Genomic DNA, 26,351 nt, shown 5'->3' on the forward strand with positions numbered 1-26,351 from the left:
CCGACTGCTGGTCGGGGGACATCCTTGCCGTAATGGACAGGCGCGGACAGATCGGATCCGGACATCGGTGGGGGCGAGGAGCGCGGCCGGCCGCGCCCGGCGTCACTCGAGGAGTGCGCCGGGCGGAACGGGGGAGCAGCGCAGCGCGAACCACAGCTCCATCCGGGTGTCCGGGTCGTCCAGGTCGGCTCCGCCCAGGAGCGCGGCCGTGCGGGCGATCCGCTGGCGGACGGTGTTGCGGTGGATCCCGAGCGCGGCCGCGCTGCGGTCCCAGCTGCCGTGGTGGGCAAGCCAGCCGCGCAGGGTGTCCCGGAGCGCGGGGGAGAGGGGGCCGAGCAGGGCCTCGGCGTGGGTCCGGGCCTCGGCCGCGCCGACCAGGCCCGCGAGTCCGGGCTCCGTGTGGCGGGCCAGCGGGGTACGGGCCGCCTCGGCGCGCTCCAGGGCCCGCCCGGCCTGCGCGTCGGCTCCGGGCAGGCCCTCGGCCGGGGCCGGGGCGCTGACCCCGAGCCGCCATCCGGGCTGCGGGGTGGGCTCGCGGTCGGTGAGCAGCCGCACGGAATCCGTGCGGGGCAGGCCCGCGCGTGCGATGCCCCTGTGGGGGGAGTCCTCGCGCGGGTCCAGCAGCGCGGTGCCCAGCGCGGCCGCCAGGGCGCGCGGGTCACCGGCGCCGCGGGCGTGTACGGCGTACCAGGGGCCGGGACCCAGCGCCCCGGCCGGCTCCCCGCCGAGCAGCAGCCGGGTCAGGGCGGCCTCCGCCCCGGCCGGGCGGCGCGCGGTGAGCAGGGTCAGCAGCACGGCCGCGACCGAGGCGACGGTGTGGTCCCCGGGAGCCCGCGCCGGGGTCGCGACGGCGAGGACCCACCCGTCGCCGAGGGCGTGGACGCTGAGGTGGAGCCCGTCGTGCGCGGCCGTCGCGGTGACGGCGGAGCCGGGTGCGACCCGCCGGGCGAGGGTGCGCAACACGTCGAGCACCTCGGGGGCGGGCACCGGCCCGGATCCAGCAGTATCGGCGGGTGCTGCCCCGCCCGGCGCCGGCTCGGTGGGCGCCGGCGTGTCCGGCAGGGGCGTGGGGAGCAGCCCGGCCCAGCCGCCCAGGGTCGCCGCCAGGCGGCGCAGGACGGCCGGGACCGGGTCCGGGCGGGCGGCCGCCGCCGCCAGGGACTGCTGGGCCTCGGTCACCCGGCGGAGCTCGGCGGTCCGGGCCCGCGCCATCAGCCGCCAGACGCTCCGGCCGACCGCGGTGAAGGGGGTCCCGGGCGGCACCTCGACCAGGGGCAGGCCGTGGCGGGCGCACGCCTCGATCAGGGCCCTGGGGACGGTCTCGTGCACCGGGGTCACCCCGAACCCGATGGCCCCGACCCCGGCCCGGACCAGCCGCGCGACGTACGGTCCGGCGTCGATCAGCTCGCCCCCTGCCTGCCCGGCACCGCCGTGCCCGGCTCCGGCCTGCCCGGCCTCTGCGTGCCCGGCACCGCCGTGCCCGGCTCCGGCCTGCCCGGCCTCTGCCGGCCCGGCACCTCCGTGTCCGCCCCCCGCGTGCCCCGCCCAGGCCCGGCCCGTGCCGGCCCGGTCGGTGCGGGTGTGCCCGCTGGGCGGGTGTCCCGCGTCCCCGTGGCCGGGGCGGACGCCGGTGTCGGCGGGCCCGGCTCCCGCCGGGCCGCCGTCCGCCGCCGAGGGCGGCTCCGTGCGGCCGCCCGCACCGTGCTCCGTTCCCCCGGCCGGCCAGGCACCCGCCACCGCGAGGCCCTCGCCCGCCGTCAGCAGGAGCTCGCCGCCCAGCAGGTACGGAGAGGGGTCCGTCATCTCGGAGGCGTGGACTCCGTGGAGTTCCGCTTCGGCGGGTCCGGCCAGGTGGCGCAGCCCCAGCTCGTGGTCGGCGAGCAGCCGGGCGAGCGCGACCGGCGGGGTGGGCGGGGCTTCCATGGGTGGATACTCCGTACACATTGGGGGAGCCTGATGGATGAAACGTACACTTCGCCCACCCGGGGTGTCCGTTTACGCTCGAAGGACCGCACCGCACACCTCCCCGGAAGGCCCCCCATGAGCACGCAGCCGCGCGGCCCCGTCGACTCCTCCCGCATCCCGCGCTACGCGGGCCCCGCGACCTTCGCCCGGCTGCCCCGCCTGGACGAGGTCGGCGGCAAGGCCGACGTGGCCGTCGTCGGCGTGCCGTTCGACTCCGGTGTCTCGTACCGCCCCGGCGCCCGCTTCGGCGGCAACGCGATCCGCGAGGCCTCCCGCCTGCTGCGCCCGTACAACCCCGCGCAGGACGCCTCCCCGTTCGCGCTCGCGCAGGTCGCCGACGCCGGCGACATCGCGGCGAACCCGTTCAACATCAACGAGGCCGTCGACACGATCGAGGCCGCCGCCGACGAGCTGATCGGCAACGGCTCCCGCCTGATGACCCTCGGCGGCGACCACACCATCGCGCTGCCCCTGCTGCGCTCGGTGGCGAAGAAGCACGGCCCGGTCGCGCTGCTGCACTTCGACGCCCACCTGGACACCTGGGACACGTACTTCGGCGCCGAGTACACGCACGGCACCCCGTTCCGCCGCGCCGTCGAGGAGGGCATCCTCGACACCGAGGCCCTGTCGCACGTCGGCACGCGCGGCCCGCTGTACGGCAAGCAGGACCTGGACGACGACGCCAAGATGGGCTTCGGCATCGTCACCTCGGCCGACGTCTACCGCCGCGGCGCCGACGAGGTCGCGGACCAGCTCCGCCAGCGCATCGGCGACCGCCCGCTGTACATCTCCATCGACATCGACGTGCTGGACCCCGCGCACGCGCCCGGTACGGGCACCCCGGAGGCGGGCGGCATGACCTCCCGCGAGCTGCTGGAGATCATCCGCGGGCTTTCCTCCTGCAACCTGGTCTCGGCGGACGTCGTCGAGGTCGCCCCGGCGTACGATCACGCGGAGATCACCTCGGTCGCGGCCTCGCACACCGCGTACGAGCTGACCACGATCATGAGCCGCCAGATCTCTGCGGCACGCGGCGCCAAGTAGGCACAGCGCGCAGGCGAAGGCGAACCCGAAGGGCGAGTAAGCGCACGTGACGCACGACCACGACCTGGTACTCCGTCCCACCGAAGCCCAGAAGGCGGCGGCGCTCGCGCCCCCGCCGGGGCGCACGGGCGGAGACCTGGTCGTGGAGACGCTGCGCTCCCTCGGCGCGACAACCGTCTTCGGCCTGCCCGGCCAGCACGCGCTCGGCCTCTTCGACGCCGTCGGCCGTTCCGACCTGCGCCTGGTGGGCCTGCGTACGGAGAACAACGCCGGGTTCGCCGCCGACGCGTACGGCCGGATGACCGGCGAGGCGGCGCCCCTCCTGCTGTCCACCGGCCCGGGCGCGCTCATGGCGCTCCCGGCCCTGGCCGAGGCGGCGGCGGCCTCCGCCCCCGTCCTGGCGATCTCCTCGCAGGTCCCCACCCCCGGCCTGGGCGGCGGCCGACGCGGCCACCTGCACGAGCTGCGCGACCAGTCGGCCTCGTTCCGGGACGTGGTCAAGTCCGTGCACACCGCCCGGACCCCCTCCCAGATCCCGTCCGTGATCGCCGAGGCCTGGGAATCGGCGCTGACCGCCCCGCACGGCCCGGTGTGGGTGGAGATCCCGGAAGACGTGCTGCGCGCGGAGACCTTCGTCCCGCAGGTCACCGGCATGGACGCGACCCCGCACGAACTGGCGCCGCGCCCGGAGCTGACCGCGCTGGCGGCGCACTGGCTGGAGAACGCCGAGCGCCCGGTGATCATCGCGGGCGGCGGGGTGATCCGCTCGGACGCGGCGGGCAAGCTGAAGCAGCTCGCGGAGCGCCTGAACGCCCCCGTCGTCACCACCTTCGGCGGCAAGGGCGCCTTCCCCTGGACCCACCCGCTCTCCCTCCAGTCCTGGCTGGAGGACCGCCACATGACGGACTTCCTGGAGGACGCGGACGTCCTGCTGGTGGTCGGCTCGGGCCTGGGCGAACTGTCCTCGAACTACCACACGTTCTTCCCGGAGGGCCGGGTCGTCCAGATCGAGGCGGACCTCGGCAAGCTGGAGTCCAACCACGCGGGCCTCGGCATCCACGCGGACGCCCGCCTCGCCCTGCAGGCGCTCCTCGAAACGGTCGCCGAACGCCCCGACCCGCAGGCCCCCGAGCGCGTCCGCCTGCTCCTCGCCGACATCGCGGACCGACTGGCCTCCCAGGACCTGACCCTGGAGCAGCAGCTCCTCACCTCGATCCGCCAGGCCCTCCCGCCCCGCTCCCCGTCCTTCTGGGACATGACGATCCTGGCCTACTGGGCCTGGTCGGCCTTCGACGCCAAGCACCCCAACACCATGCACTCGGCGCAGGGCGCGGGCGGCCTCGGCTACGCCTTCCCGGCGGCGCTCGGCGCGGCCGTGGCGGAGCCGGGCACCCCGGTGCTCGCGGTCTCCGGCGACGGCGGCGCGATGTACTCGATCGCCGACCTGGCCACCGCCCGCCAGCACGACCTCGACGTCACCTGGCTGATCGTGGACGACGGCGGCTACGGCATCCTGCGCGAGTACGGCTGCGAGACGGGCACGGCCCTGACCCGCCCCGACTTCGTAGCGCTGGCGGCCGCCTTCGACATCCCGGCGACCACGACCACCCCGGAATCCCTCCGCGAGGACCTGGCCAAGTCCCTCAAGACCCCCGGCCCTTCGCTCCTGCTCCTTCCGGTCAAGCCGAAGATGTTCGCGCCCACCCACGTCTGAGTGGTCCGCGGCCCGGGTTAGGTTGGTACCGGTCATTCCGGTCGGCCCGGGCCCGTCCCGGTCGCACATCCTTGGGGGAGCGGTGTCGTTCGAGCAGCAATGGGCCCAGCAGAGGCAGTCCGCGCCCGCGCCGGGCACCGGAGTCCTGGGGACGGCCCCGCCCGCGAAGAAGAAGGCGGCCGACACCATCGAGAACGTCCTCCAGCCCGGTACGACGAAGGCGGCGGACGCCGCCGACGAGCCGACGACCACCGCGGTCAGGGCCTTCGCGGGCTGGGAGACGGCGACCGGCCTGACGAAGGCCCACACGCACTGGGACGACCAGGTCAAGCGCCTGATGGGACGCCTCAGCTCGGAGAAGACGGCCCTGCGCGGCGCCTCGAACCTCTTCACCGGCAACGACCAGCTGACGGGCCAGGGCTTCCAGCCGGTCACGTCCAAGCTCGCAGGCCTGTAGGGGAGACGGGGACACGATGCCGACCTACCAGGAGATCGTCACCACCGACCTCGGGGCGCTGGTCACGGCCGCCGACGGCTGGAAGTCGATGGCGACGCAGTTCAAGACGATGGAAGACGTCTACGAGAAGGAAGTCCAGAGCGTTTCCAGTGGTAACGGCTGGATGGGCAGCAGCGCGCAGACGGCGAGCAACAACGCCGCCATCACCCGCCGGGAGTTCGACGCGGCGCAGACCCAGGCGCTGGCCATGGAGTCCCTGCTCCGCGACGCGCACGCCCGCTTCACGGACCTCAAGGGCCGCGTGACCTCAGCCGTCGCGGACGCGGTGAAGGCCGGCATGAGGGTCTCGGACGCGGGCAACGCGAGCTACGACTTCAGCAAGGCCGACCCCGCCTCCGTGAACGCGATCCGCCACGACCCCGACCTCCCGGAGATCGAGCGGTCCTGGACGCAGCGCATCGCGGACACCGTGAAGGCGGTCACGGAGTTCGACGAGGACGTACGCATCGCCCTCCTCAACGCGTCCGGAGCCGACGGCACGTCCCTCTTCGGCTTCAACTCCCGGGCGGTGGGCGACGTGGAGGCGGTGGAGGCCCTGGCCCTCACCCACAAGATCCAGTCGGGCGACGCCTCCCCGGACGACCTCAAGCACTACGACGACCTGCTCCGCCAGAACGCGAAGGACAGCCACTTCAGCGAGGCGTACCTGCACTCGCTGGGCGCGAAGGACACGGTCCACCTGGCCGACCAACTGGTCCTGGCCTCCAGCGAACGCGGCGCCTCGGCGGCCGACAAGAAGCTCTACGAGTCGATCAGCACGGGCCTGGCGGGAACCATCGCCTCGGGCACGAAGGACCCGGACAGCTACGCCTACAAACCCTTCATGGCGGGCCTGAAGGAGCAGGGTCCGGCCCTGGTCGCCGACGGCCTGCGCCCGACGTACGGCTACCAGTCCCTGGTCACCGTGATGCAGCGCGGCGACGGTTACGGCAAGCAGTTCCTGAACGACCTCGGCGACGGCATGATCGAGGCCGAGAAGTCGAAGCCCCACATGTACGACCACGCGTACGACTCCCAGCGCCCGAACCTGGTCTCCGACCCCCTGGACGGCCTCCTGGGCATCATGGCCAAGGACCCGGACGCGGCGACGCACTTCCTGGACCCCGAGGCCCCCGGTAACAAGAACGAGCACCTGAAGTACCTCCTCTCCGACCGCGACATGCCGGACCCCTGGATCTCGACGGGCGTAGGCCAGCCGATCGCGATAGAGGGCGACAAGACGGCCGGCCTGGGCGCCGCCATCCAGTCGGCGGCCACGGGCCACGCGGACGGCGAAAAGCTCGGCCCGCCCGGCCCGCACACGGAGGGCCAGGCCCGCGTGATGCACGACGCGATCCGCCTCCTGGACGAGGACATGGGCGGCGACGAGTTCCCGAAGGACCGCGAGGGCCTGCGCCAGCCGATGGCGAAGGCGCTGGTCGACTACGTCGCGGACACGCACGAGATCCTGGGAGGAAAGAGCGCCGACCTGGGCGAGATCGAGGGCAGGGACTCGATCCACGGTTCGGGCGACCAGGCTCGGATCGCGGTCGGCCAGGGCAGTCTGATCCGGGTGATGCGCGGAATCGCCGACGACGGCCCGGCGTTCGCCCTGATGGTCGAGGCGGAGCGGTCCTACGGGGCGTCGCAGCTTGAGGCCGCGGCCCCGTTCAGGGGGGACCTGCACGGGGTGAGCGCGGACTGGGACAACCGTGCCCATGACATCGGGGTGGCCAACGGCGCCCTCAACGGGATCGGTGCCGATGTGTACAAGGACAAGGAGGACGACCGGGTCACGTGGGCGGAAGGCACGTCCACGCACACGTCCGCCGTGGTGAACGGCCTCATCGGTGAGATCCCGGTCGTGGGCACGCTCGGCGGCTCGTTGATGGACTCGCTCGGGTACGAGTGGGTCGAGGACGTCAAGGGCGAGGCCGAAGACCAGAGCAAGAGGGAATCCAGCAGCAACTTCGGAGCGGGTGTGCAGGGGACCAACCGCATGCTGGACGGGTGGGGGCACGACCGGCAGATCAGCCAGGACCCCGCGTTTGACCATGCCAAGAACGAAGCCGGCGAGGGTTACACCTCGGGACGGGATGCCGCTCGTGCACACCTCATGCCGTGACGTGGCCACGGTTCTCGGAGGCTCGGCGGCCGTACTCGCCTGTGTCCTCGCGCTGACGTCCTGTACGTCGGGCGGCTCCGAGGCGAAGGCCGCGAACCCGTGTGAGATCAGAGCCGACGCGCAGGAAGGCGCACTCGTGCGGGGGATCCTCTCCGTCGAGAGCTTCGAGACGAAGGTCTCCAAGTCCACGAGCGAGCTGACCGACAAGATGAGGTTCGTCCTGCGGAACATGAAGCCCGGGAAGGACTCGGCCTTCAACGCCGCATGCACCTACGGGTCGACCGACGGGCAGCGCGACGCACGCGCGGTCTTCTCGTTCGGCTGGTCCCCGCGCGAGGCGGTCGCGGAGCCGACCCGTCCCGGTGACTCGGCCTACGATGTGAACGGCTCGCGCGCCACCGCCAGCACCACCGCGTCGGCCCTGCTCGTCCAGTGCGACCTTCCCGGTGACCTCGCGGCGGAGTCGCGCAGGGTATGGCTCTCGGCAGACGCCTATTTCTCGTTCACCCCGTCCGCGCCGGCTGCGGACCAGGCGGCCAAGGACCGCCGGGCCACCCTCACGTACCTCATGACCCGCCGCGTCACCGAAGCCCTCGCCTGTGAGAACAAGCCGCTGGCGCAGGCACCCGTGGTGCAGCCGCGTCCGTGACCACCGTTTCGGCCGCGCCAAGGAGGGACTTCGTGAAGGTCTTTGGACGCTCGGCGGCCGCACTCGTCTGCGTGCTGGCCCTGGCGTCATGCACCTCGGACAAGCCCGCCCCCGAGGCCGCGAACCTGTGCGGGATCACTGCGGCCTCGGAGGAGGAGACGCTGATGCGTGAAGTCCTCGGGGTGAAGGAGTTCACGACGAAGGTCTACACCCCGACGGAAAAGCTGGTGGACATGTCGGAGCGCGCTCTGCCGGTGATCCGTCCCGAGAAGACCCGGTTCTTCACGAACGTGTGCGAGTACGGGACGGGTGACGGGCAGCAGGACTTCCACGTGACGTTTCTTACCGGCTGGTCTCTCCGGTCTGCTCAGGCGCCGCTGGGCAACGGTGCGGTGTACGAGTTGAACGGTGCGCAGGGCCTGGCCACCGACAGTCGTTCGAGGCTCCTGGTCCAGTGCGACATGCCGGGTGAGCTCGGGGAGCAGTCACGCAAGGTGTGGCTGACGGGAGACGCCAACTTCGCCCCGTCCCGGGCGGACGTGGATCAGGTGACCAAGGACAGAAGAACGGTGCTCACCTACCTCATGGCCCGCCGCGTCACCGAAGCCCTAGGCTGCGAGAACAAGCCGTTGGCGCAGCCGCCCGTGGTGAAGTCGCTGCCTACTACTCCCTGACCTCGGCCCAGACCGCCTTGCCGATGCCGTGGCGGCGGGGGCAGCAGCCCCAGCGTTCGGCCAGGGCGGCGACGATCGCGAGCCCGCGGCCCCGCTCGTCCGTGTCCGGCACCACCTGGGGCGTGAGCTTCACGGCGGGGCCGGCGTCGGCGACCTCCACGCGCAGCAGCCCCTCGTAGCGGGCGATCCGGATGCCGATGTCCCGGCCCTGCGGTGCACGCGAGTGCCGTACGGCGTTGGTGACCAGCTCGGAGAGCAGCAGCTCCGCCGCCTCGGCGGCTCGCGCCCCGATGCCCCACGCGGTGGCCTGCTCGCGCAGCAGCATGCGGGCCCGGCCGGGGGCGCGGGTGTTCCGGGGCACGAGCCAGTAGTTCTCGTTGGCAGCACAGGGCAGTGTCATGGGACCTCGCCTATCTAGATACCTGAGACAAGTGAAGCGAGAGCCGGGTTGACCGTCAAGAGGTATCTAGATATGTCCGATGCCGACGGGTGTTGCGCGGGCGCACGGCCTCCGGTGCCCCGATGCGCCCCTAGGCTGTCGGGAGATGATCGGGGAGGACCGCATGCCGAACGACGGCGCCGCACGGCAGCCCAAGTACCTGCGCATCGCCGCCGCGCTGAAGGACGCCATCGCCTCCGGTGAGTACGGGCCCGGTGACCGGCTGCCTGGTGAGAGCGACCTCATGGCCACGTACGGGGTCGCCCGGATGACGGCACGGCAGGCGTTCGCCGTCCTCCAGACCGAGGGGCTGACCGAAGCGCGCAAGGGTGCCGGGGTCTACGTTCGTGAGTTCCGCGTCGGCATCCGGCGGCGCGGCATCCAGCGGCTGGCCGTCGAGGTGTGGGGCGCGGGAGGCTCCATCTGGGCGGCGGACGGCAAGGGGCGCGACCCCGTCGTCGAGTTCATCGGGGTCACCGAAGAACCCGTGTCCGAGGCCGTCGCCGCCGTGCTCGGGCTCCCCAGCGGGGCACCCGCTTGCGTCCGGCGGCGCAGGTTCCTGCTCGACGGGAAGCCCGTCATGTTCGCGACCTCCTACCTCGACGCCGCCCTTGTCGCCGGTACTCCCGTCGCCGAGCCCGACAGTGGCCCCGGCGGGATCTACGCGCGGCTCGCCGAGCTGGGGCACAAGCCCGCGCGGTTCCGGGAGGAGGTCCGGTCGAGGATGCCCACCTCCGACGAGGCCGCGAGCCTCGGGCTGGCCGCCGGGACGCCCGTCGTACTGGTCGTCCGTACCGCCTTCGACGGCGGCGGGCGGGTGGTGGAGGTCAACGAGATGGTGCTCGACGCCTCCGCCTATGTGCTGGAGTACGAGTTCGACGCCCAGTAGGACCCGTAGGACCCCGCAGGACCCCGTAGGACCAGCACCGCGCGCGGAACCCGCGCAACCCAGTTCGAATTGTTGCGGCGGGATGAAATCCGCCGGTCGGAGCGTTGGGGCTTCCGGTAGGGCAGGACGAACGGGGAGGCAGTACGTGGCTACGGCGACGGCGGGAACGGCGGCTGACAGCAAACAGGGGTGGGGGAGGCGGCTCGCCGCCTACACCTGGCGGTACAAGGCCAATGTGCTGCTGGCCCTCGGGTCCTCGCTCGGCGGCATGGCCGTCATGGCGCTCGTGCCGCTCGTCACCAAGGTGATCCTCGACGACGTCATAGGCGACCAGAGCAAGCCCATGACGCCCTGGGCGCTGATGCTCATAGGCGCCGCGGTCCTCGTGTACGTGATGACCTACATCCGCAGGTACTACGGCGGGCGGCTCGCCCTCGACGTGCAGCACGACCTGCGCACCGACATGTACGCCACCATCGCCCGGCTCGACGGCCGCCGCCAGGACGAGCTGTCCACCGGGCAGGTCGTGGGGCGGGCGACGACCGACCTCCAGCTGATCCAAGGGCTGCTCTTCATGCTGCCCATGACCATCGGCAACTTCCTGCTCTTCGGGATATCCCTCGGGATCATGCTGTGGCTCTCGCCGCTGCTGACCGTCGTGGCGCTGCTCATGGCCCCCGCGCTCTGGTTCATCGCCAAGCGCAGCCGCAAGAAGCTCTTCCCCGCCACCTGGTACGCCCAGAGCCAGGCCGCAGCCGTCGCCACCGTCGTCGACGGTGCCGTCACCGGTGTCCGCGTCGTCAAGGGCTTCGGCCAGGAGGAGCAGGAGACCGGCAAGCTCCGCGAGGCCGGCCGCCGGCTGTTCGCCGGGCGGATGCGCGGGATCCGGATGAACTCGCGCTACACCCCGGCGCTGCAGGCCGTACCGGCCCTCGGCCAGGTCGCCATGCTGGCGCTGGGCGGCTGGATGGCCACCAAGGGGCAAGTCACCCTCGGTACCTTCGTCGCCTTCTCCACCTACCTCGCCCAGCTCGTCGGCCCCGTCCGGATGCTCGCCATGGTGCTGACCGTCGGCCAGCAGGCCCGCGCCGGCGTCGAGCGGGTCTTCGAGCTCATCGACACCGAGCCGGTGATCCAGGAGGGGAGCAAGGAACTGCCCGCCGACGCACCCGCGACCGTCGAGTTCGACGACGTGCGCTTCGGGTACGACCCCGAGCGGCCCGTGCTCGACGGGTTCCGCCTGTCGATCGCCGAGGGGGAGACCGTCGCCCTCGTCGGGTCCTCGGGCAGCGGGAAGTCCACCGTCTCCCTGCTGCTGCCGCGCTTCTACGACGCCGACCGCGGCGCCGTCCGCGTCGGCGGCCACGACGTGCGCGCGCTGACCTACGACTCGCTGCGCGACGCCATCGGGCTCGTGCCGGAGGACTCCTTCCTCTTCTCCGACACCATCCGCGCCAACATCGCCTACGGGCACCCCGGCGCCACCGAGGAGCAGATCCGGGCCGCCGCCCAAGCCGCCCAGGCCGAGGGCTTCATCGAGGCGCTCCCCGCCGGCTACGACACCACGGTCGGCGAGCAGGGCCTGACCCTCTCCGGCGGCCAGCGCCAGCGCATCGCGCTCGCCCGCGCCATCCTCACCGACCCCCGCCTGCTGCTCCTCGACGACGCCACCTCCGCCGTCGACGCCCGCGTCGAGCACGAGATCCACGAGGCGCTGCGCGCCGTCATGGCCGGCCGCACCACCCTGCTCATCGCCCACCGCCGCTCCACGCTCGCGCTCGCCGACCGGATCGCCGTACTGGACCACGGGCGGCTCTCCGACGTCGGTACGCACGAGGAGCTGGAGCGCCGCTCCGCCCTGTACCGGCGGCTGCTCACCGACCCGGACGCGCTGGGCGCCGGCTCCCCGCGGACGCCCGAGGCGCCCGCCATGGAGGAGTTCGAGCGGGACATCGAGCGGGACATCGAGTTCGAGGCCGAGATCGACTCCGAGCCGGTCAACGCCAAGCGCCGGGTGGCCGGCGGGATCACCCCCGAGCTCTGGCAGCGCCAGGAGGAGGCGGAGGAGAAGGCCACCGCCGCCGCGGGGATGTCCGCCACTCCCGAGCTGCTCGCGCAGGTGGCCGCGCTGCCGCCCGCCGACGACACCCCCGACGTGGACGAGACCCGCGCGGCGTCGGCCGAGGACAGCTACAACCTGGGCCGCCTGCTGCGCGGCTTCTGGGCCCCGCTCGCGATATCCCTCGGCCTCGTCGCCCTCGACGCCGGCTCCGGGCTGCTCCTGCCCATCCTGATCCGGCACGGCATCGACCAGGGCGTCGAAGCGGCCGCCCTCGGCGCCGTCTGGGCGGCGTCCCTCCTCGCGCTCGGCGTGGTCCTGGCCCAGTGGGCCGCACAGTTCGCCGAGACCCGGATGACCGGCCGCACCGGCGAGCGCGTGCTCTACGCCCTGCGCGTCAAGATCTTCGCCCAGCTCCAGCGCCTCGGCCTCGACTACTACGAGCGCGAGCTCACCGGCAAGATCATGACCCGGATGACCACCGACGTGGACGCCCTGTCCAGCTTCCTGCAGACCGGGCTCGTCACCGCCGTCGTCTCCGTCCTGACCTTCTTCGGCATCCTGGTCGCCCTGCTCGTCCTGGACGTGGAGCTGGCGCTGATCGTCTTCGCCACGCTGCCCCTGCTGATCATCGGCACCGTCTTCTTCCGCAGGAAGTCCGTGGCCGCCTACGAGCTCGCCCGCGACCGGGTCGGACTGGTCAACGCCGACCTCCAGGAGTCCGTGGCCGGGCTGCGCATCGTCCAGGCCTTCCGCCGCCAGCGCGCCGGCGCGATCCGGTTCGCCGAGCGCAGCGACTCGTACCGCGAGGCCCGGGTCCGCGGCCAGTGGCTGATCTCCGTCTACTTCCCCTTCGTGCAGCTGCTGTCCTCCGGGGCCGCGGCCGCCGTGCTGATCGTGGGCGCCGGGCGGGTGGAGGCCGGCACGCTCACCACCGGCGCGCTGGTCGCCTACCTGCTCTACATCGACCTGTTCTTCGCCCCCGTCCAGCAGCTCTCGCAGGTCTTCGACGGCTACCAGCAGGCCACCGTCTCCCTCGGCCGGATCCAGGGCCTGCTGCGCGAGCCCACCAGCACCCCGCGCCCGGCCGACCCGCGCCCGGTCCCCGAGCTGCGCGGCGAGATCGCCTTCGAGGGGGTCCACTTCTCGTACGGCACGGCCGAGGAGCGCGGGGCGAAGGAACCGGCGCTCACCGGCATCAGCCTGCGCATCCCCGCCGGGCAGACCGTCGCCTTCGTCGGCGAGACCGGAGCCGGCAAGTCCACGCTGGTCAAGATGGTGGCCCGGTTCTACGATCCGACCGCCGGCCGGGTCACCGCCGACGGGGTGGACCTGCGCGAGCTGGACCTGACGGGCTACCGCCACCGCCTCGGCGTCGTCCCCCAGGAGCCGTACCTCTTCCCGGGAACGGTCCGCGACGCCATCGCCTACGGGCGGCCCGAGGCGAGCGACTCCGAGGTGGAGGCCGCGGCGCACGCGGTCGGCGCCCACGCCATGATCGCCACCCTGGACGGCGGCTACCTGCACACCGTCACCGAGCGCGGCCGCAACCTCTCCGCCGGCCAGCGCCAGCTGATCGCGCTGGCCCGCGCCGAGCTCGTCGACCCCGACGTGCTGCTGCTCGACGAGGCCACCGCCGCGCTCGACCTGGCCACCGAGGCCCTGGTCAACCAGGCCACCGACCGGCTCGCGGGCAAGCGCACCACCCTGGTCGTGGCGCACCGGCTGACCACGGCCGCGCGCGCCGACCGGGTCGTCGTCATGGACCGCGGCCGGGTCGCGGAGGACGGCACCCACGCCGAGCTGCTGGCCCGCGGCGGCCGGTACGCCGAGCTGTGGCGCACCTTCGCGGGTGAGGACGAGCCGGCCGCGGCGGCGTAGGACCGAGGCACACGAAACGGCGCCCCCGGGATTCCCGGGGGCGCCGTTGTGCTGGGTGGTGGTGCCGGTGTCACTAGTGGAGCTTGGCCTTCAGGTCCTTCTTGAGCTGGTTCTTCACGGTCTGCTTGTTGACCTTGTTCAGGTTCCCGCCCTTGCCGGTGCCGTCGCCGCCCACCGCGGTGGCGTCGCCGGTGTTGATGGCGTCGGCGCTGGAGTCGCCGCCCGTGGCGTTTCCGGTGGTGATGGTGCACTTGCCCTTGCAGCTCCCGACACCGCTGTCGGCGTTGCCGCCCTGCGAGGTGCCGCCGACGGTGGTGTTCTCGGCGTTGGCGTCGCCGCCGGTGCCGATGCCGTCGGCGCTGTCGTCATGGAGGACGGTGACGGTGTGCTGAGGGGCGACCGAGGGGGCGGCCATCGCGGTGGCGGGGAGGGCGATGCCACCGCCCAGCAGGGCGACGGAGGCGGAGGCGAGGACGATGCGGCGGGTCGAAAGGATCTTGAACATGGTCGTTCTCCATTCGGAAAAGAATGAGGGGAGGAAAAGGGATTCGGGGTGATTCCCTGCCCTCTGACTCTTCCGGTGTTTCCCGGTGAGGGCGTACTTCAAATAAACCCGATATCGGGATCCGCGTCATGCCACTCGCATTCGGGGCTTGACGCAGATGGCCGATCTTGGTAGTTCCCGTTGGCGGTCGGGAACGCCCATGGCAGCAGAACGGCGCCCCCGGGATTCCCGGGGGCGCCGTTCTGCTGGGCGTGGGCTGGGCTCAGTGTCCGAGCTTGGCCTTGAGGTCCTTCTTGACCTGGTTCTTGACCGTCTGCTTGTTGACCTTGTTCAGGTTTCCGCCCGTACCGGTGCCGTCGCCGCCGACCGCGGTGGCGTCGCCGGTGTTGATGGCGTCGGCGCTGGAGTCGCCGCCGGTGGCGTTGCCGGTGGTGATCGTGCACTTGCCCTTGCAGTTGCCGACGCCGCTGTTGGCGTCGCCGCCGCGGGATTCGCCGCCGACGGTGGTGTTCTCGGCGTTGGCGTCGCCGCCGGTGCCGATGCCGTCGGCGCTGTCGTCATGGAGGACGGTGACGGTGTGCTGAGGGGCGACCGAGGGGGCGGCCATCGCGGTGGCGGGGAGGGCGATGCCACCGCCCAGCAGGGCGACGGAAGCGGAGGCGAGGACGATGCGGCGGGTCGAGAGGATCTTGAACATGGCCGTTCTCCATTCGGAAAGGAAAGGGGGTTCTGATTCCCGGGGTGTTTCCCGGGGAGGGCGTACTTCAAATAAACCCGATGGCAGGAATCGCGTCACGCCACTCGCATTCGGGGCTTGACGTGGATGGCCGATCTTGATAATTGCGGTGCGTCGCACCCGAAGGCCCCGGGGGTGACGGGGTAAGGCGTCGGGGATGTGACAACACGCCGTGTACGGACGCATCCGTACGGTGGCGGGACCCGCGCGATAGCGTCGCCCCGAACAAACCCCAGCGCGCGCACGCTTGGACACAGTCGAATTGCTCCGCACACGAATCCCGGAGAATTTCCGATGAACCAGCGTTCCTGGACCCGTCGCATCGTGCTGGCCACGGCCTCCGTGGCATTGGCCGGCGGCATCGCCCTGCCCGCGACCGCGATGGCCGCACCGGCGTTCCCGTCCTACGGCCACAGCAGCATCAGCGCCCTCGTGGACGGCGCTTCTCCCGGAGCCTGTGAGGGGTTCTGCCAGGGGAGCAACAACATCGCCGCGGGCGAAGGCGCCTCCGGCAGCTGTACGGGCCTGTGCCGCGACAGCACCAACACGGCCGTCGGTGACCGGGCCTCCGGCGTGTGCACGGGTCTGTGCGGTGACAGCGTCACCACCGCGGTCGGGGCGGGTGCGTTCAACGAGTGCACGGGCCTCTGCGGCACCAGCACCAACACCGCCGTGGGCGACGGCGCCTCCAACCGGTGCAACGGCCTCTGCCTCGACAGCGTCAACACGGCCGTGACCGCCGACGTGCTGAGCCGTAGCAGCCACGCGGCCGCGAGCTCGACCGGGCAGACGATGCGCGGCGGCGGCGACGGCGGCGGGGGCGACCGCAGGGGCGGCGACGCCAGCGCCGTCAGCGGATCCGCCACCGCGACCAACACCACCACCGGCGGCACGGCCGTCTCGGGCGACGCCACCTCCGGTGTGGGGACCTGCATCGGCAGGTGCACGATCACCACCGGGAACGCCACGAGCGGCAACGCCAGTGCCGACGCGCTGAACACCGGTAACGCGACCGCGACGAGCGGAGACGCGACCGCCACGGGCGGCAACGCCTGACAGCGGGCACACGACGGCGCCCCCCGGGATTCCCGGGGGGCGCCGTTCTGCTGGGTGGTGCCGGGTGGCGTGCTGGGTTCGCTAGTGGAGCTTCGCCTTCAGGTCCTTCTTGACCTGGTTCTTGACCGTCTGCTTGTCGACCTTGTTCAGGTTGCCGCCCTTGCCGGTGCCGTCGCCGCCGACAGCGGTGGCGTCGCCGGTGTTGACTGCGTCGGCGCTGGAGTCGCCTCCTCGGGCGTCGCCGGTGTCGATGGTGCACTTGCCCTTGCAGTTGCCGACGCCGCTGTTGGCGTCGCCGCCCCGGGAGTCGCCGCCGACGGTGGTGTTCTCGGCGTTGGCGTCGCCGCCGGTGCCGATGCCGTCGGCGCTGTCGTCCTGGAGGACGGTGACGGTGTGTTGCGGGGTGGTGGCGGGGGCGGCCATGGCGGTGGCGGGGAGGGCTATGCCACCACCGAGGAGGGCGACGGAGGCGCTGGCGAGGACGATGCGGCGGGTCGAGAGGATCTTGAACATGGTCGTTCTCCATTCGGAAAGAAAAGGGGGATCCGGGAATTGTCTGAGGAAAGGCTCCGGGTGATTACTTGCCGAGCTTGGCCTTGAGGTCCTGCTTCAGCTGGTTCTTGACCACCTGCTTGTTGACCTTGTTCAGGTTTCCGCCGGTGCCGGTGCCGTCGCCGCCGACCGCGGTGGCGTCGCCGGTGTTGATGGCGTCGGCGCTGGAGTCGCCGCCGGTGGCGTTTCCGGTGGTGATGGTGCACTTGCCCTTGCAGTTGCCGACGCCGCTGTTGGCGTTGCCGCCCTGCGAGGTGCCGCCGACGGTGGTGTTCTCCGCGTTGGCGTTGCCACCGGTGCCGATGCCGTCGGCGCTGTCGTCCTGGAGGACGGTGACCGTGTGCTGCGGGGCGACCGAGGGGGCGGCCATCGCGGTGGCGGGGAGGGCGATGCCACCGCCCAGCAGGGCGACGGAGGCGGAGGCGAGGACGATGCGGCGGGTCGAGAGGATCTTGAACATGGTCGTTCTCCATTCGGAAAGGAAAGGGGATTCGGGAATCTTCCGGGGAAATGATCCGGAGTGATTTCCTGCCCTCTTGGCTTTCCGGGTGTTTCCCGGTGAGGGCGTACTTCAAATAAACCCGATGGCGGGATCCGCGTCACGCCACTCACGTTCGGGGCTTGACGCCCGGAGCCGCCTCCCGTAAAAGCGCTGCTCGCGTCTCCTCGTACACGCACCGGAGCCCCGGGTCCGTCGTGCGGACCCGGGGCTCCGGTGTGCTCCTGCGTCGACCTCACGTCCTCGCGTCGTTGGGGACGGTCGCGTGTCCCAACGCCGCGTCGTCGATGTTCTCGGGCGGCCCGCAGGGGGCGGCTACGCACTGGTACTCCGGCTTGTCGGGAACCCGGATGACGTCGGGAGAGTGCTTGCCGGGGCGCTTGCCGTGCTTTCCGTTGCCCCACTTGCCCGGGCTGTCCTTGGCGGGCCGGTCCGTGTGGATCAGGCCCTCGTCGGAGTCGGTGCGGAGCAGGAGGGTGGACTCGTTGCCGGTGTCGTCGGCCCTGACCGCGTGCGAGCTCGCGGGAGTGGCGGCGAAAGCGGCGGCCGGCGCGAGGACGCCGCCGGCGACGATGGCGGCCGAAGCGGCGAACAGGACGAGGCGCGGCTTCCTGGAAACGTGGTTCATGACTGCTCTCCTCTGGTGGGCGAGGCGGATGGGGGTTCCTCCCAGTACGCCCCGCCGACCGTGCGGAGTCACGACCCGAGATCTCGCGGCTTGACGGAGCGCGGATCCCCGGTTAGGTCGCTTTCGGGGCTAGAGCTCGCCGAAGAGCAGGTTGCCGGGGGCGTCCTCCTCGGTGCCGGTGTAGTACTCCCGTACCGCACCGAGGAGCTCGTCCACGGACAGGAATCCGTCGTGGTCCGCGTCGATGCGGGTGAAGAGCGCGTCGGTGTCCTCGCGGTTCAGCTTGGTGTCGAAGGCGAGCTGGGCCGCGTGGAACTCCTCGGGGCTGATCCGCCCGTCGTCGTCCTTGTCGGCGACCAGGAGCATCGCGTGCGCCATGGGCCGGAACGACTTGTCGTAGGCCGCGCGGTCGTCCTGGAAGAGGCGGGTCATGCCCTGCTTGTACTCCTCCGGCGTGACCTTCCCGTCCCGGTTCATGTCCAGCTCGGTGAAGAGCTCCTGCCAGAAGTCGACCAGCCCGCCCATCACCTGGGTCGCCTTGGGGGAGGTCGCCGGCTCGCCGAGGGCCGACAGCAGGCGGGACCCGAGCCCGATGATGTCGTGCTCGTCGATCACCTGGTCGTCGTTGACGTCCAGGTGGGCGAAGGCGCGGTCCAGCTTGCGGTCGAGCAGGTCGTTCGTCATTTCAAGTGCCTTTCGCGGCTACGGTGCGGGGTTCCCCGTTCACGTAGCGTAATCTCCTGCGTGATCACGAACTCCCGTTATCCCGCTAGGAAGTTGTGGATGCACTCTTACGAGGTATGGGTCAACGGCGTCGAGGAGCCCGGCACCCGTTGGGTGTACTCGCCCCGGGTGGGGCGGCTGCTCCGCGAGCCCTTCGCGGTGCTCGGCCTCAAGGCCCGGCTGGAGCGCGGCGAGGACCTGCCGTACGACGACCGGCTGCTGGCCGGCCGCGTCGCCCTGTCCACCCCCGAGCAGGGTGCGCGCGCCCTGGCCGCCGCCCGCGCCGCCCAGCCGGGATGGGCGGGGATCCCGCTCGCGGACCGGCTGGAGCTGCTGTACGGAGTCCACCGGGCCGTGGTCGAGCGCCGCGAGGAGCTGACCGGGCTGCTGGTCGCCGAGGGCCACCCCGTACGGCTGGCCGCCTGGGAGCTGGACTCCGTGACCGCCTCCTTCCACCCGGACTCCGTCGCGGACTTCGCCGGGCGGCTGCGGGAGCCCGAGCGGACCGCCGCCGGCCGCCGGACCCGCATGGTGCGCAAGCCCGACGGGGTGGTGTGCCTGAGCCCGCCGCGCAACGCCCCGACCTCCAACTCCTTCTACGGGGTGATGGCGCTCGCCGCCGGCAACAGCCTGGTCGTCAACGCGCCGCCCACCGCCCCGCTGGGCGTCTCCTTCGTCTACCGGGAGATCGTGGCCCCGCTCCTGGAGCGGCTCGGCGCCCCGCCCGGCACCCTGAACGTGCTCTGCACGCACGCCCGCGCCGTGGTGCGCCAGTGGCTGGACAGCCCCGACTGCGACGACCTCGTCTTCTTCGGCGGCTCCGAGCAGGGCCTCAAGCTGGAGCGGGAGTGCGTGGCCGCGGGGAAGAAGCCCGTACTCGAGCTGTCGGGCAACGACGGGGTGCTGGTGTGGCACGACGCCGAGGCCGATCTCGCCGCGCGGGCCCTGTGCGAGCGGTACTACGGCTCCGGGCAGATCTGCATGACCCCGAAGTTCGCCATCGTGCATCCGGAGGTCGCCGACCGGCTGCTCAAGGAGCTGATGGAGCAGGTGCGGGAGATCCGGCCCGGGCCGCCGGAGGACCCGCGCACCGTACTGAGTCCGGTGGTCAAGCGGGCGGAGTTCACCGAGTTCCTCGGTGAGGTGCTGGAGGAGGCCGGCGGGGAGCTTTTGTGCGGCGGGGAGTTCGTCGACGTGGACGACGAGCCCTCGGCGGCGGGGCCGTTCATCCGCCCGGCGGTCGTCCGGGTGGACGGGCTGGACCGGGCCGCCCGGCTGCGCGCCTTCCGCGAGGAGACCTTCTTCCCGCTGCTCTGCGTGGTCGTGCCCGAGGCGCCGGTCCGGCTGGAGGAGGCCATCGGGTTCCTCAACGCCAACCGCTACGGCTTGCGCAACTCCCTGTGGAGCCGGGACGAGCGGGTCGTCGAGCGGTTCTGCGAGGAGGTCGTCAACGGCGGCATGCTGAAGGTCAACGACTCGCACATCGGCTGCCTGCCCCTGCTCCCGTACAACGGCGGCACGGGAGCGACGGGCGGGGTGTTCGGCGAGGCCAACATGCCCGCCGTGCGCACCACGCACCTCCAGTCGATCGCCGTCGCCACGCTGGTCCGGCCACGGGAGTCGGTCTTCGACCACGCGGCGGCGTGCGGGGAGCCTCCGGCGGCTCCGGAGGCTTCGGCGGGTTCGGCGGGTTCGGCGGGTCGTATGGGTTGAGTTCTTGTCCGGAGCAACCATGTGAGGCGGCCCGGCGTCGTACGAACGTACGCACGTTGTACGTACGACGGATGGGAGACAGGGTGTTGAAGGCGCGCGAGCCGCGGAACCCGCGGAAACGATGGGCCGCCCGCGCCGGGGTGGTCACGGTGACGCTCGCGCTGGGCGCGGCCGGACTGCTGGCGGCGCAGCCCGCGTACGCGGCGTCCGGCGGGTGCGCCGGGAGCCTGGTGCGGACGCTGCCCTTCTCCACGGGGGAGGTGCGCGTCTACAAGACCCGCGACCGGGCCTGCGCGATGACGGTCGCCCGGACGCCCGGTCAGCGGCGGGAGATGTCGGTGAGCATCCAGCCGCGCGGCGGCTTCCCGGTGCGCGACGCGGGGCGATTCACCCGGTACGCCGGACCCGTCAGCGTCCACGCGATCAGCCGCTGCGTGTATGTAAAGGGGAGCGTGGGAGCCGGATCCGTCGATTCCGGCTGGATCCTTTGCTGATGGAGCGGCCCAACTAGGTCTGTTCAGCCGCGTGTTCCCCCGGCTAGGTTCACGGCGACCGATGTGAACTCATGGGGAGTGTGAATGCGCAAGAAGCTCGGATGGCTGCTGTCGCTCGCGGTGCTGATCGGCACCGTGGGTACGGCCGGCACCACGGCGCAAGCGGCCACCGCCGCGGAACCGTCCGCCGTCACGGATGCCACCGCCACGGATGCCAAGGCCGCCACGGAAGACATCAAGGACCGGATCCTCGCGATCCCCGGGATGAGCCTGATCGAGGAGAAGCCGTACCCCGGCTACCGCTTCTTCGTCCTGAACTACGAGCAGCCGGTGGACCACCGGGCGCCGTGGAAGGGCACCTTCAAGCAGCGCCTGACCCTGCTGCACAAGGACGTCACGCGGCCCACGGTGTTCTTCACCTCCGGCTACAACGTCAACACCAACCCGCGCCGCAGCGAGCCGACGACCATAGTCGACGGCAACCAGGTGTCGCTGGAGTACCGATTCTTCACCCCGTCCCGCCCCGATCCGGCGAACTGGTCGAACCTCGACATCTGGCAGGCGGCCAGTGACCAGCACCGGATCTTCACCGCCCTGAAGAAGGTCTACAAGAAGAACTGGCTGGCCACGGGCGGCAGCAAGGGCGGCATGACGGCCACCTACTTCGAGCGCTTCTACCCGCGCGACATGGACGGCGTCGTCGCGTACGTCGCCCCCAACGACGTGGTGAACAAGGAGGACTCGGCCTACGACCGGTTCTTCGCCAAGGTCGGCACCAAGGAGTGCCGCGACAAGCTGAACGCGGTGCAGCGCGAGGCGCTCGTGCGCCGCGAGCCGCTGGAGGCCAAGTACGCGGTCGCCGCCGCCGAGAACGGCTGGACCTTCACCACCGTCGGCAACCTCGACAAGGCCTACGAGGCCGTCGTGCTCGACTACGTGTGGGCCTTCTGGCAGTACAGCCTGCTCGCCGACTGCGCCACCATCCCGGCCGCCGCCACCGCGACGGACCAGGAGATCTGGGACACGATCGACGCGATCTCCGGCTTCTCGGCCTACGCCGACCAGGGCCTGGAGACGTACACCCCGTACTACTACCAGGCGGGCACCCAGCTCGGTTCCCCCGACATCAAGCAGCCCCACCTGGGCGACCTGAGCCGCTACGGCTACCAGCCGCCGCGCAACTTCGTGCCCCGCGACATCCCGATGACCTTCCAGCCCGCGGCGATGCGGGACGTGGACACCTGGGTGAAGAACAACGCGAACCAGATGCTCTTCGTCTACGGCCAGAACGACCCGTGGGGTGCCGAACCGTTCCACCTCGGCTACGGGGCCCGCGACAGCTACGTGATGATCGCTCCGGGCGCCAACCACGGGGCCAACGTCTCCAAGCTCGTGGAGGCCGAGAAGGCGCTGGCCACCGAGAAGATCCTCAAGTGGGCCGGAGTGGCCCCGGCCGCCGCGCCCACCGGCGCGGCGAAGGCCACGCCGCTGGCGAAGCCGGACGCGCAGCTCGACCAGCGCGACATCGAGCGCGAGCCGATGCTGCGCCCGTAACGGCTCCGTAGGGGGCCGCGGGAGGGGTGCGGGGGCTTACCCGTACGCCAGCCCGTGGCCCAGCGGGTAGCGGCCCGGCACCGGGACCGGCAGGCGGCCGGTCGGCCGTACGGTCCCGGTGAGCACCCGGGCCGCCGCCCGCAGCTCCACGTCCGTCCAGGTGTACGTGGCCAGCTCGGCCGCGCAGGCCGGCAGCCGGGCCGGGTCGTAGGGGTTGCGGATGGCCACCAGGACCACCGGCACGCCGGTGGCCAGCAGTTCGGTGACCAGCTCCCGCTGCGGGCTCGCGCCCTCGGGGACGTTGTACGTGCACACGAGCACGGCCGCGTTGCCCGGGGCGGCCGCCACCGCGCGGGCGGGCGGCAGGGCCGTGGCCCGGCAGCCCAGCGCGGACAGCTCCCGGGCCAGTACCGCGGTAGGGGGTCCCGTCGTACCCGTGGGGGAGACGGGGTCCGTCCCGGTGACCAGGAGCAGCGGCCGGTCCGCCGGATCCAGCGGCAGCAGCCCCACCGGATTGGCCAGCAGGGTCGTCGTACGGTCCGCGATCTCCCCGGCGGCCGCGAGGTGTGCGGGGGTGCCGACGGTGGCGTCCACCGCGTCCAGCACCCGCGCCGCGTCCTGCGCCGCCTCCCGGGCCGGCGCGTCGAACAGACCCCGGCGGGCCTTCAGTTCCAGGATGCGCAGCACCGACTCCTCGATCCGGGCCCGGGTCAGCTCCCCCGACTCCAGGGCCGCCAGCACGCTGCGGACGGCGAGCCCCAGGTCCGGCGGGTTCAGCAGCTGGTCGCAGCCCGCCTTCAGGGCCAGCACCGGGACCCGGTCGTCCCCGTACTTCTGGCGGACCCCGGCCATGTCGAGGGCGTCGGTGACCACCACCCCGCCGAACCCCAGGCGTTCGCGCAGGATCCCGGTGACGATCGGCCGCGAGAGGGTCGCCGGATCCCCCGAGGGGTCGAGCGCGGGGAAGACGATGTGCGCCGTCATCACCACGTCGACGCCCGCCTCCACGGCCGCCCGGAACGGCGGCTCGTCCAGCTCCTCCCACTGGGCCCGGGTGTGCTTCATCAGCGGCAGCCCGACGTGGCTGTCGGTGCCGGTGTCCCCGTGCCCCGGGAAGTGCTTGGCCGTCGCGGCCACTCCGGCGCCCTGGTAGCCGCGGACCTGCGCGGAGACCAGGGCCGCCACGGCGTGCGGGTCGGCGCCGAAGGACCGTACGCCGATGACCGGGTTGGCGGGATCGACGTTCACGTCGGCGACCGGGGCGTAGTCGTGCCGGATGCCCATGGCCGCCAGCTCGGCGCCCGCGATGCGCGCGGCCCGGCGGGCCTCCGCGGTGGAACCGCCGCTGCCCAGGGCCAGGGCGCCCAGCGCCATGGCGCCCGGGAGCAGGGTCGCGGGCCGGCCCACGCGGGCGACGGCGCCGTGCTCCTGGTCGATGGAGAGCAGCAGCGGGACGCCCCCGCCCGAGCCCGCGGCCGCCCGCTGGAGCCCGGCCGACAGCTCGGCGATCTGGCGCGGGGAGCGGGTGTTGTGCGCCCAGCCGAAGTAGACGATCCCGCCGAGGTGGTAGCGGGCGACCAGCTCGGCGGGGGTGCGCACCCCGAAGGCCTGCTGGTTGAGGGCGGCGTCCTCGGGGTCGGGCTCGGTCGCCGAGTGGCCGTACGCCCGCGATACGAAGAGCTGCCCGACCAGTTCGGCCGGGCTCATCCGCGCCATCGTCTCGCGCGGCGCGGCCCCCGACGAGTGACGGGCGGGGGAGCGCCCGGGCGCGCGGTCGCCGGGCCGGGAGTCGTCGGGGGCCGGGCCGCCGGGGCCGCGGGCGGGTTCCACCGCGGCGGAGGCGGCCCCCGCGGCGGTGACGGCGGCCACGGCGGCCACGGTGAGCAGGGTCCGGCGGGAGGCGTGGTTCGGCACGCGCCGGACCCTACTGCGGTACGGGGTCTCCGGAGCGGGGGACACTCGCGGAGTCCCCCGGACGGGGGGCGACCAGCGGCCAGTGCTCGCGCAGGGTCCGTACGGCCTCGGTGATCGCCGGCCGGCGGGCGGCCCCGGTCCGCCACAGGGCGTACAACCGGCGTACGGGGCCCGGCTCCAGCGGTACGGCCACCGCGCCGGGCGGCAGGGTCCCGGTGCCCAGCCGCGGTACGACGGCCACCCCGAGCCCGGCGGCGACCAGCGAGACGATGGTGTGGTTCTCCTCGGCGACGTGCGTGATGTCGGGCTCGAACCCGGCCGTGCGCAGGGTCCGCACCAGCCAGTCGTGGCAGACCCGGCCGGGCGGCTGGCACACCCATCGCTGCCCGCCCAGATCCGAGCGGTGGATGACCTCGCGCGAGGTGAAGGGGTGCCCGGCGGGCACCACCAGGTCGCAGCGGTCGTCCCCGATCACCGCCTGCTCCACGCCCTCGGGGGCGGGCAGCGGGGCGATGTCCCAGTCGTGGGTCACGGCCAGGTCGGTGACCCCGCGCGAGACGAGGTCCATCGACAGGTGCGGGTTGATCTCGGTGAGCCGTACTTCCAGGGCCGGGTGACGGTGGGCCAGGTCCGCGAGGACCCCGGGGAGCAGGCCGCGGGCGGCCGAGGCGAAGGCGGCGACCCGCAGCCGGCCCACCGGCTGGCCGCGGGACTCTTCCAGCGCGGTCTCCGCCCGCTCCGAGATGTCCATCAGCTGCTGGGCCGTGGCGGCCAGCAGTTTGGCCTCCTCGGTGAGGGCGACCCCGCGGCCGTGGCGTTCGAGCAGGGTGGTGCGGGTCTCCCGCTCCAGCTTGGCGATCTGCTGGGAGACGGCGGAGGGGGTGTACCCCAGGGCGGCCGCGGCGGCGCCGACCGAGCCGTGGACGGAGACGGCGTGCAGGGCGCGGAGCCGGGAGAGGTCGAGCATGCCAGGCAGCTTAGGCCGCGGGCACGGCAGTTGGATGGAGGTTGGATGAAGCAACGCTACATCCGACCCTGAAGACATCCGCGCTGGTGCTAAATGGTTGATGAGCGGATGCTCGGAGCATGCGACCCCTTCACATCGCCCTGGCGGTCCTCGTGGCCGCGGTCTGGGGCTTCAACTTCGTCGTCATCGAGTTCGGGCTCGGATCCTTCCCGCCGCTGCTGCTGTCCGCCCTGCGCTTCCTGGTCGCGGCCCTGCCGGCGGTGTTCTTCGTCGGGCGCCCCAAGGTGGCCTGGAAGTGGATCGTCGCGGTCGGCGTGGTCCTCGGCATCGCGAAGTTCGGGCTGCTGTTCACCGGCATGGCCAACGGGATGCCGGCGGGGCTGTCCTCGCTGGTGCTCCAGGCGCAGGCGGTGTTCACCGCCGTGTTCGCGGCCGTCGTGCTCAAGGAGCGGCCGGGCCGGCTGCGGATCGCGGGCATGACCGTGGCCTTCGCGGGGATCGCCGTGGCCGCCGTGGACGAGGGCGCCTCCGGGCCGGTGCTGGGCTTCACGATGGTGATCGCGGCCGCCGCGTGCTGGGGCGTGTCCAACGTGCTGACCCGCAAGGCCTCCCCGCCCGACGCGCTGAACTTCATGGTGTGGGTGAGCGTGGTGCCGGTGCTGCCGCTGGCGGGACTGTCGCTGCTGATCGAGGGCCCCGAGCGGGACCTGGCGGCGCTGCGCGGGCTCGACTGGAGCGGGGTCGGGGTCATCGTGTACCTCGCCTGGATCACCACGGTGTTCGGCTTCGGCGCGTGGGGGTTCCTGCTGCGCACCTATCCCGCCTCCTCGGTGGCGCCCTTCTCGCTGCTGGTCCCGGTCTTCGGGATGAGCTCGGCGGCGCTGGTGCTCGGCGAGGACGTGAGCGGGCTGCGCTGGGTGGCGGCCGTCCTGCTGGTCGGCGGGGTGGCGGTGACCTCCCTGGTCCCCTCGAAGCCCCGGGCCGCGGCGCCGCGGCCGGCGGAGGGGCCGGAGCCCGCGGTGGTGGCCTCACTGGAGGTTCCGCTTCCGGCGGCGGGCGGCCGCTAGGCGCCGCC

The 26,351-nt window shown here is 72.2% G+C and carries 23 protein-coding genes; 13 read left to right on the plus strand and 10 right to left on the minus strand.

Features of this window, described 5'->3' with window-relative positions:
- Positions 1–102: 102 nt before the first annotated feature.
- Positions 103–1,923 (minus strand): helix-turn-helix domain-containing protein, encoded by a 1,821-nt coding sequence (locus tag OG730_RS26740; RefSeq protein ID WP_327306616.1) that lies wholly within the window; start codon positions 1,921–1,923, stop codon positions 103–105.
- A gap of 117 nt (positions 1,924–2,040) precedes the next feature.
- On the opposite strand from OG730_RS26740, the gene speB reads away from it, so the two are divergent.
- The 6 genes from speB (at position 2,041) to OG730_RS26770 (ending at position 8,667) form a co-directional block, all read left to right on the plus strand.
- Complete coding sequence (gene speB, locus OG730_RS26745; RefSeq protein ID WP_327306617.1) at positions 2,041–3,009, plus strand: agmatinase; 969 nt, start codon at positions 2,041–2,043, stop codon at positions 3,007–3,009.
- A 46-nt stretch (positions 3,010–3,055) separates the two neighbouring features.
- Positions 3,056–4,723, plus strand: a complete 1,668-nt coding sequence (locus OG730_RS26750; protein ID WP_327306618.1) for a thiamine pyrophosphate-binding protein — start codon at positions 3,056–3,058, stop codon at positions 4,721–4,723.
- An 82-nt stretch (positions 4,724–4,805) separates the two neighbouring features.
- Positions 4,806–5,180, plus strand: a complete 375-nt coding sequence (locus tag OG730_RS26755; protein WP_327306619.1) for a hypothetical protein — start codon at positions 4,806–4,808, stop codon at positions 5,178–5,180.
- A 16-nt stretch (positions 5,181–5,196) separates the two neighbouring features.
- Entirely contained in the window at positions 5,197–7,344 is a 2,148-nt protein-coding gene (locus tag OG730_RS26760) for a DUF6571 family protein (RefSeq protein ID WP_327306620.1), read from the plus strand.
- A gap of 1 nt (position 7,345) precedes the next feature.
- A complete protein-coding gene (locus OG730_RS26765; RefSeq protein WP_327306621.1) occupies positions 7,346–7,993 on the plus strand; it encodes a hypothetical protein in 648 nt (215 codons plus the stop codon).
- 32 nt (positions 7,994–8,025) lie between these two features.
- Positions 8,026–8,667 carry a hypothetical protein gene (locus OG730_RS26770; RefSeq protein WP_327306622.1) on the plus strand — a complete coding sequence of 214 codons (642 nt, stop codon included), beginning with the start codon at positions 8,026–8,028 and terminating at the stop codon, positions 8,665–8,667.
- Here the strand turns inward: OG730_RS26770 and OG730_RS26775 are convergent.
- Positions 8,657–9,067 (minus strand): ATP-binding protein, encoded by a 411-nt coding sequence (locus OG730_RS26775; protein ID WP_327306623.1) that lies wholly within the window; start codon positions 9,065–9,067, stop codon positions 8,657–8,659. The genes OG730_RS26770 and OG730_RS26775 overlap by 11 nt on opposite strands.
- A 163-nt stretch (positions 9,068–9,230) precedes the next feature.
- Between OG730_RS26775 and OG730_RS26780 the strand changes: the two genes are divergently transcribed.
- Both OG730_RS26780 and OG730_RS26785 read left to right on the plus strand, forming a co-directional pair.
- Positions 9,231–9,995 carry a GntR family transcriptional regulator gene (locus tag OG730_RS26780; RefSeq protein ID WP_327306624.1) on the plus strand — a complete coding sequence of 255 codons (765 nt, stop codon included), beginning with the start codon at positions 9,231–9,233 and terminating at the stop codon, positions 9,993–9,995.
- Positions 9,996–10,077: 82 nt separating this feature from the next.
- Positions 10,078–13,935, plus strand: coding sequence for an ABC transporter ATP-binding protein (locus OG730_RS26785; RefSeq protein ID WP_442815027.1), 3,858 nt, complete (start codon positions 10,078–10,080; stop codon positions 13,933–13,935).
- Positions 13,936–14,008: 73 nt separating this feature from the next.
- Here OG730_RS26785 and OG730_RS26790 read toward each other — a convergent pair whose 3' ends face one another.
- Complete coding sequence (locus tag OG730_RS26790; RefSeq protein ID WP_327306610.1) at positions 14,009–14,440, minus strand: hypothetical protein; 432 nt, start codon at positions 14,438–14,440, stop codon at positions 14,009–14,011.
- A gap of 262 nt (positions 14,441–14,702) precedes the next feature.
- Positions 14,703–15,137, minus strand: coding sequence for a hypothetical protein (locus OG730_RS26795; RefSeq protein ID WP_327306626.1), 435 nt, complete (start codon positions 15,135–15,137; stop codon positions 14,703–14,705).
- Positions 15,138–15,470: 333 nt separating this feature from the next.
- Between OG730_RS26795 and OG730_RS26800 the strand changes: the two genes are divergently transcribed.
- Complete coding sequence (locus tag OG730_RS26800; RefSeq protein ID WP_327306627.1) at positions 15,471–16,232, plus strand: hypothetical protein; 762 nt, start codon at positions 15,471–15,473, stop codon at positions 16,230–16,232.
- Between the two features lie 81 nt (positions 16,233–16,313).
- Here the strand turns inward: OG730_RS26800 and OG730_RS26805 are convergent, their stop codons facing one another.
- From OG730_RS26805 to OG730_RS26820, 4 genes are all read right to left on the minus strand, one after another.
- On the minus strand, positions 16,314–16,745 hold the full coding sequence (locus tag OG730_RS26805; RefSeq protein WP_327306628.1) for a hypothetical protein: 432 nt from the start codon (positions 16,743–16,745) through the stop codon (positions 16,314–16,316).
- A 64-nt stretch (positions 16,746–16,809) separates the two neighbouring features.
- Entirely contained in the window at positions 16,810–17,244 is a 435-nt protein-coding gene (locus OG730_RS26810; RefSeq protein WP_327306629.1) for a hypothetical protein, read from the minus strand.
- A gap of 274 nt (positions 17,245–17,518) precedes the next feature.
- Positions 17,519–17,911: a hypothetical protein gene (locus tag OG730_RS26815; protein ID WP_327306630.1), complete on the minus strand. Its 393-nt coding sequence runs from the start codon at positions 17,909–17,911 to the stop codon at positions 17,519–17,521.
- Between the two features lie 129 nt (positions 17,912–18,040).
- On the minus strand, positions 18,041–18,595 hold the full coding sequence (locus OG730_RS26820) for an EF-hand domain-containing protein (RefSeq protein ID WP_327306631.1): 555 nt from the start codon (positions 18,593–18,595) through the stop codon (positions 18,041–18,043).
- Between the two features lie 99 nt (positions 18,596–18,694).
- Between OG730_RS26820 and OG730_RS26825 the strand changes: the two genes are divergently transcribed.
- From OG730_RS26825 to OG730_RS26835, 3 genes are all read left to right on the plus strand, one after another.
- Positions 18,695–20,347 carry an aldehyde dehydrogenase family protein gene (locus OG730_RS26825; protein ID WP_327306632.1) on the plus strand — a complete coding sequence of 551 codons (1,653 nt, stop codon included), beginning with the start codon at positions 18,695–18,697 and terminating at the stop codon, positions 20,345–20,347.
- Positions 20,348–20,418: 71 nt separating this feature from the next.
- Positions 20,419–20,841: a hypothetical protein gene (locus OG730_RS26830; protein ID WP_327306633.1), complete on the plus strand. Its 423-nt coding sequence runs from the start codon at positions 20,419–20,421 to the stop codon at positions 20,839–20,841.
- Between the two features lie 84 nt (positions 20,842–20,925).
- On the plus strand, positions 20,926–22,395 hold the full coding sequence (locus OG730_RS26835; RefSeq protein WP_327306634.1) for a S28 family serine protease: 1,470 nt from the start codon (positions 20,926–20,928) through the stop codon (positions 22,393–22,395).
- Between the two features lie 36 nt (positions 22,396–22,431).
- On the opposite strand, the gene OG730_RS26840 is transcribed toward OG730_RS26835, so the two are convergent.
- Positions 22,432–24,309, minus strand: coding sequence for a glycoside hydrolase family 3 protein (locus tag OG730_RS26840; protein ID WP_442815028.1), 1,878 nt, complete (start codon positions 24,307–24,309; stop codon positions 22,432–22,434).
- A gap of 10 nt (positions 24,310–24,319) precedes the next feature.
- Positions 24,320–25,276 (minus strand): LysR family transcriptional regulator, encoded by a 957-nt coding sequence (locus OG730_RS26845; protein ID WP_327306635.1) that lies wholly within the window; start codon positions 25,274–25,276, stop codon positions 24,320–24,322.
- A 119-nt stretch (positions 25,277–25,395) separates the two neighbouring features.
- Between OG730_RS26845 and OG730_RS26850 the strand changes: the two genes are divergently transcribed.
- Positions 25,396–26,343, plus strand: coding sequence for an EamA family transporter (locus OG730_RS26850; RefSeq protein WP_327306636.1), 948 nt, complete (start codon positions 25,396–25,398; stop codon positions 26,341–26,343).
- The last annotated feature ends 8 nt before the right edge of the window (positions 26,344–26,351 follow it).

This window comes from Streptomyces sp. NBC_01298 (assembly GCF_035978755.1).
In the GTDB taxonomy this organism is placed as follows: domain Bacteria; phylum Actinomycetota; class Actinomycetes; order Streptomycetales; family Streptomycetaceae; genus Streptomyces.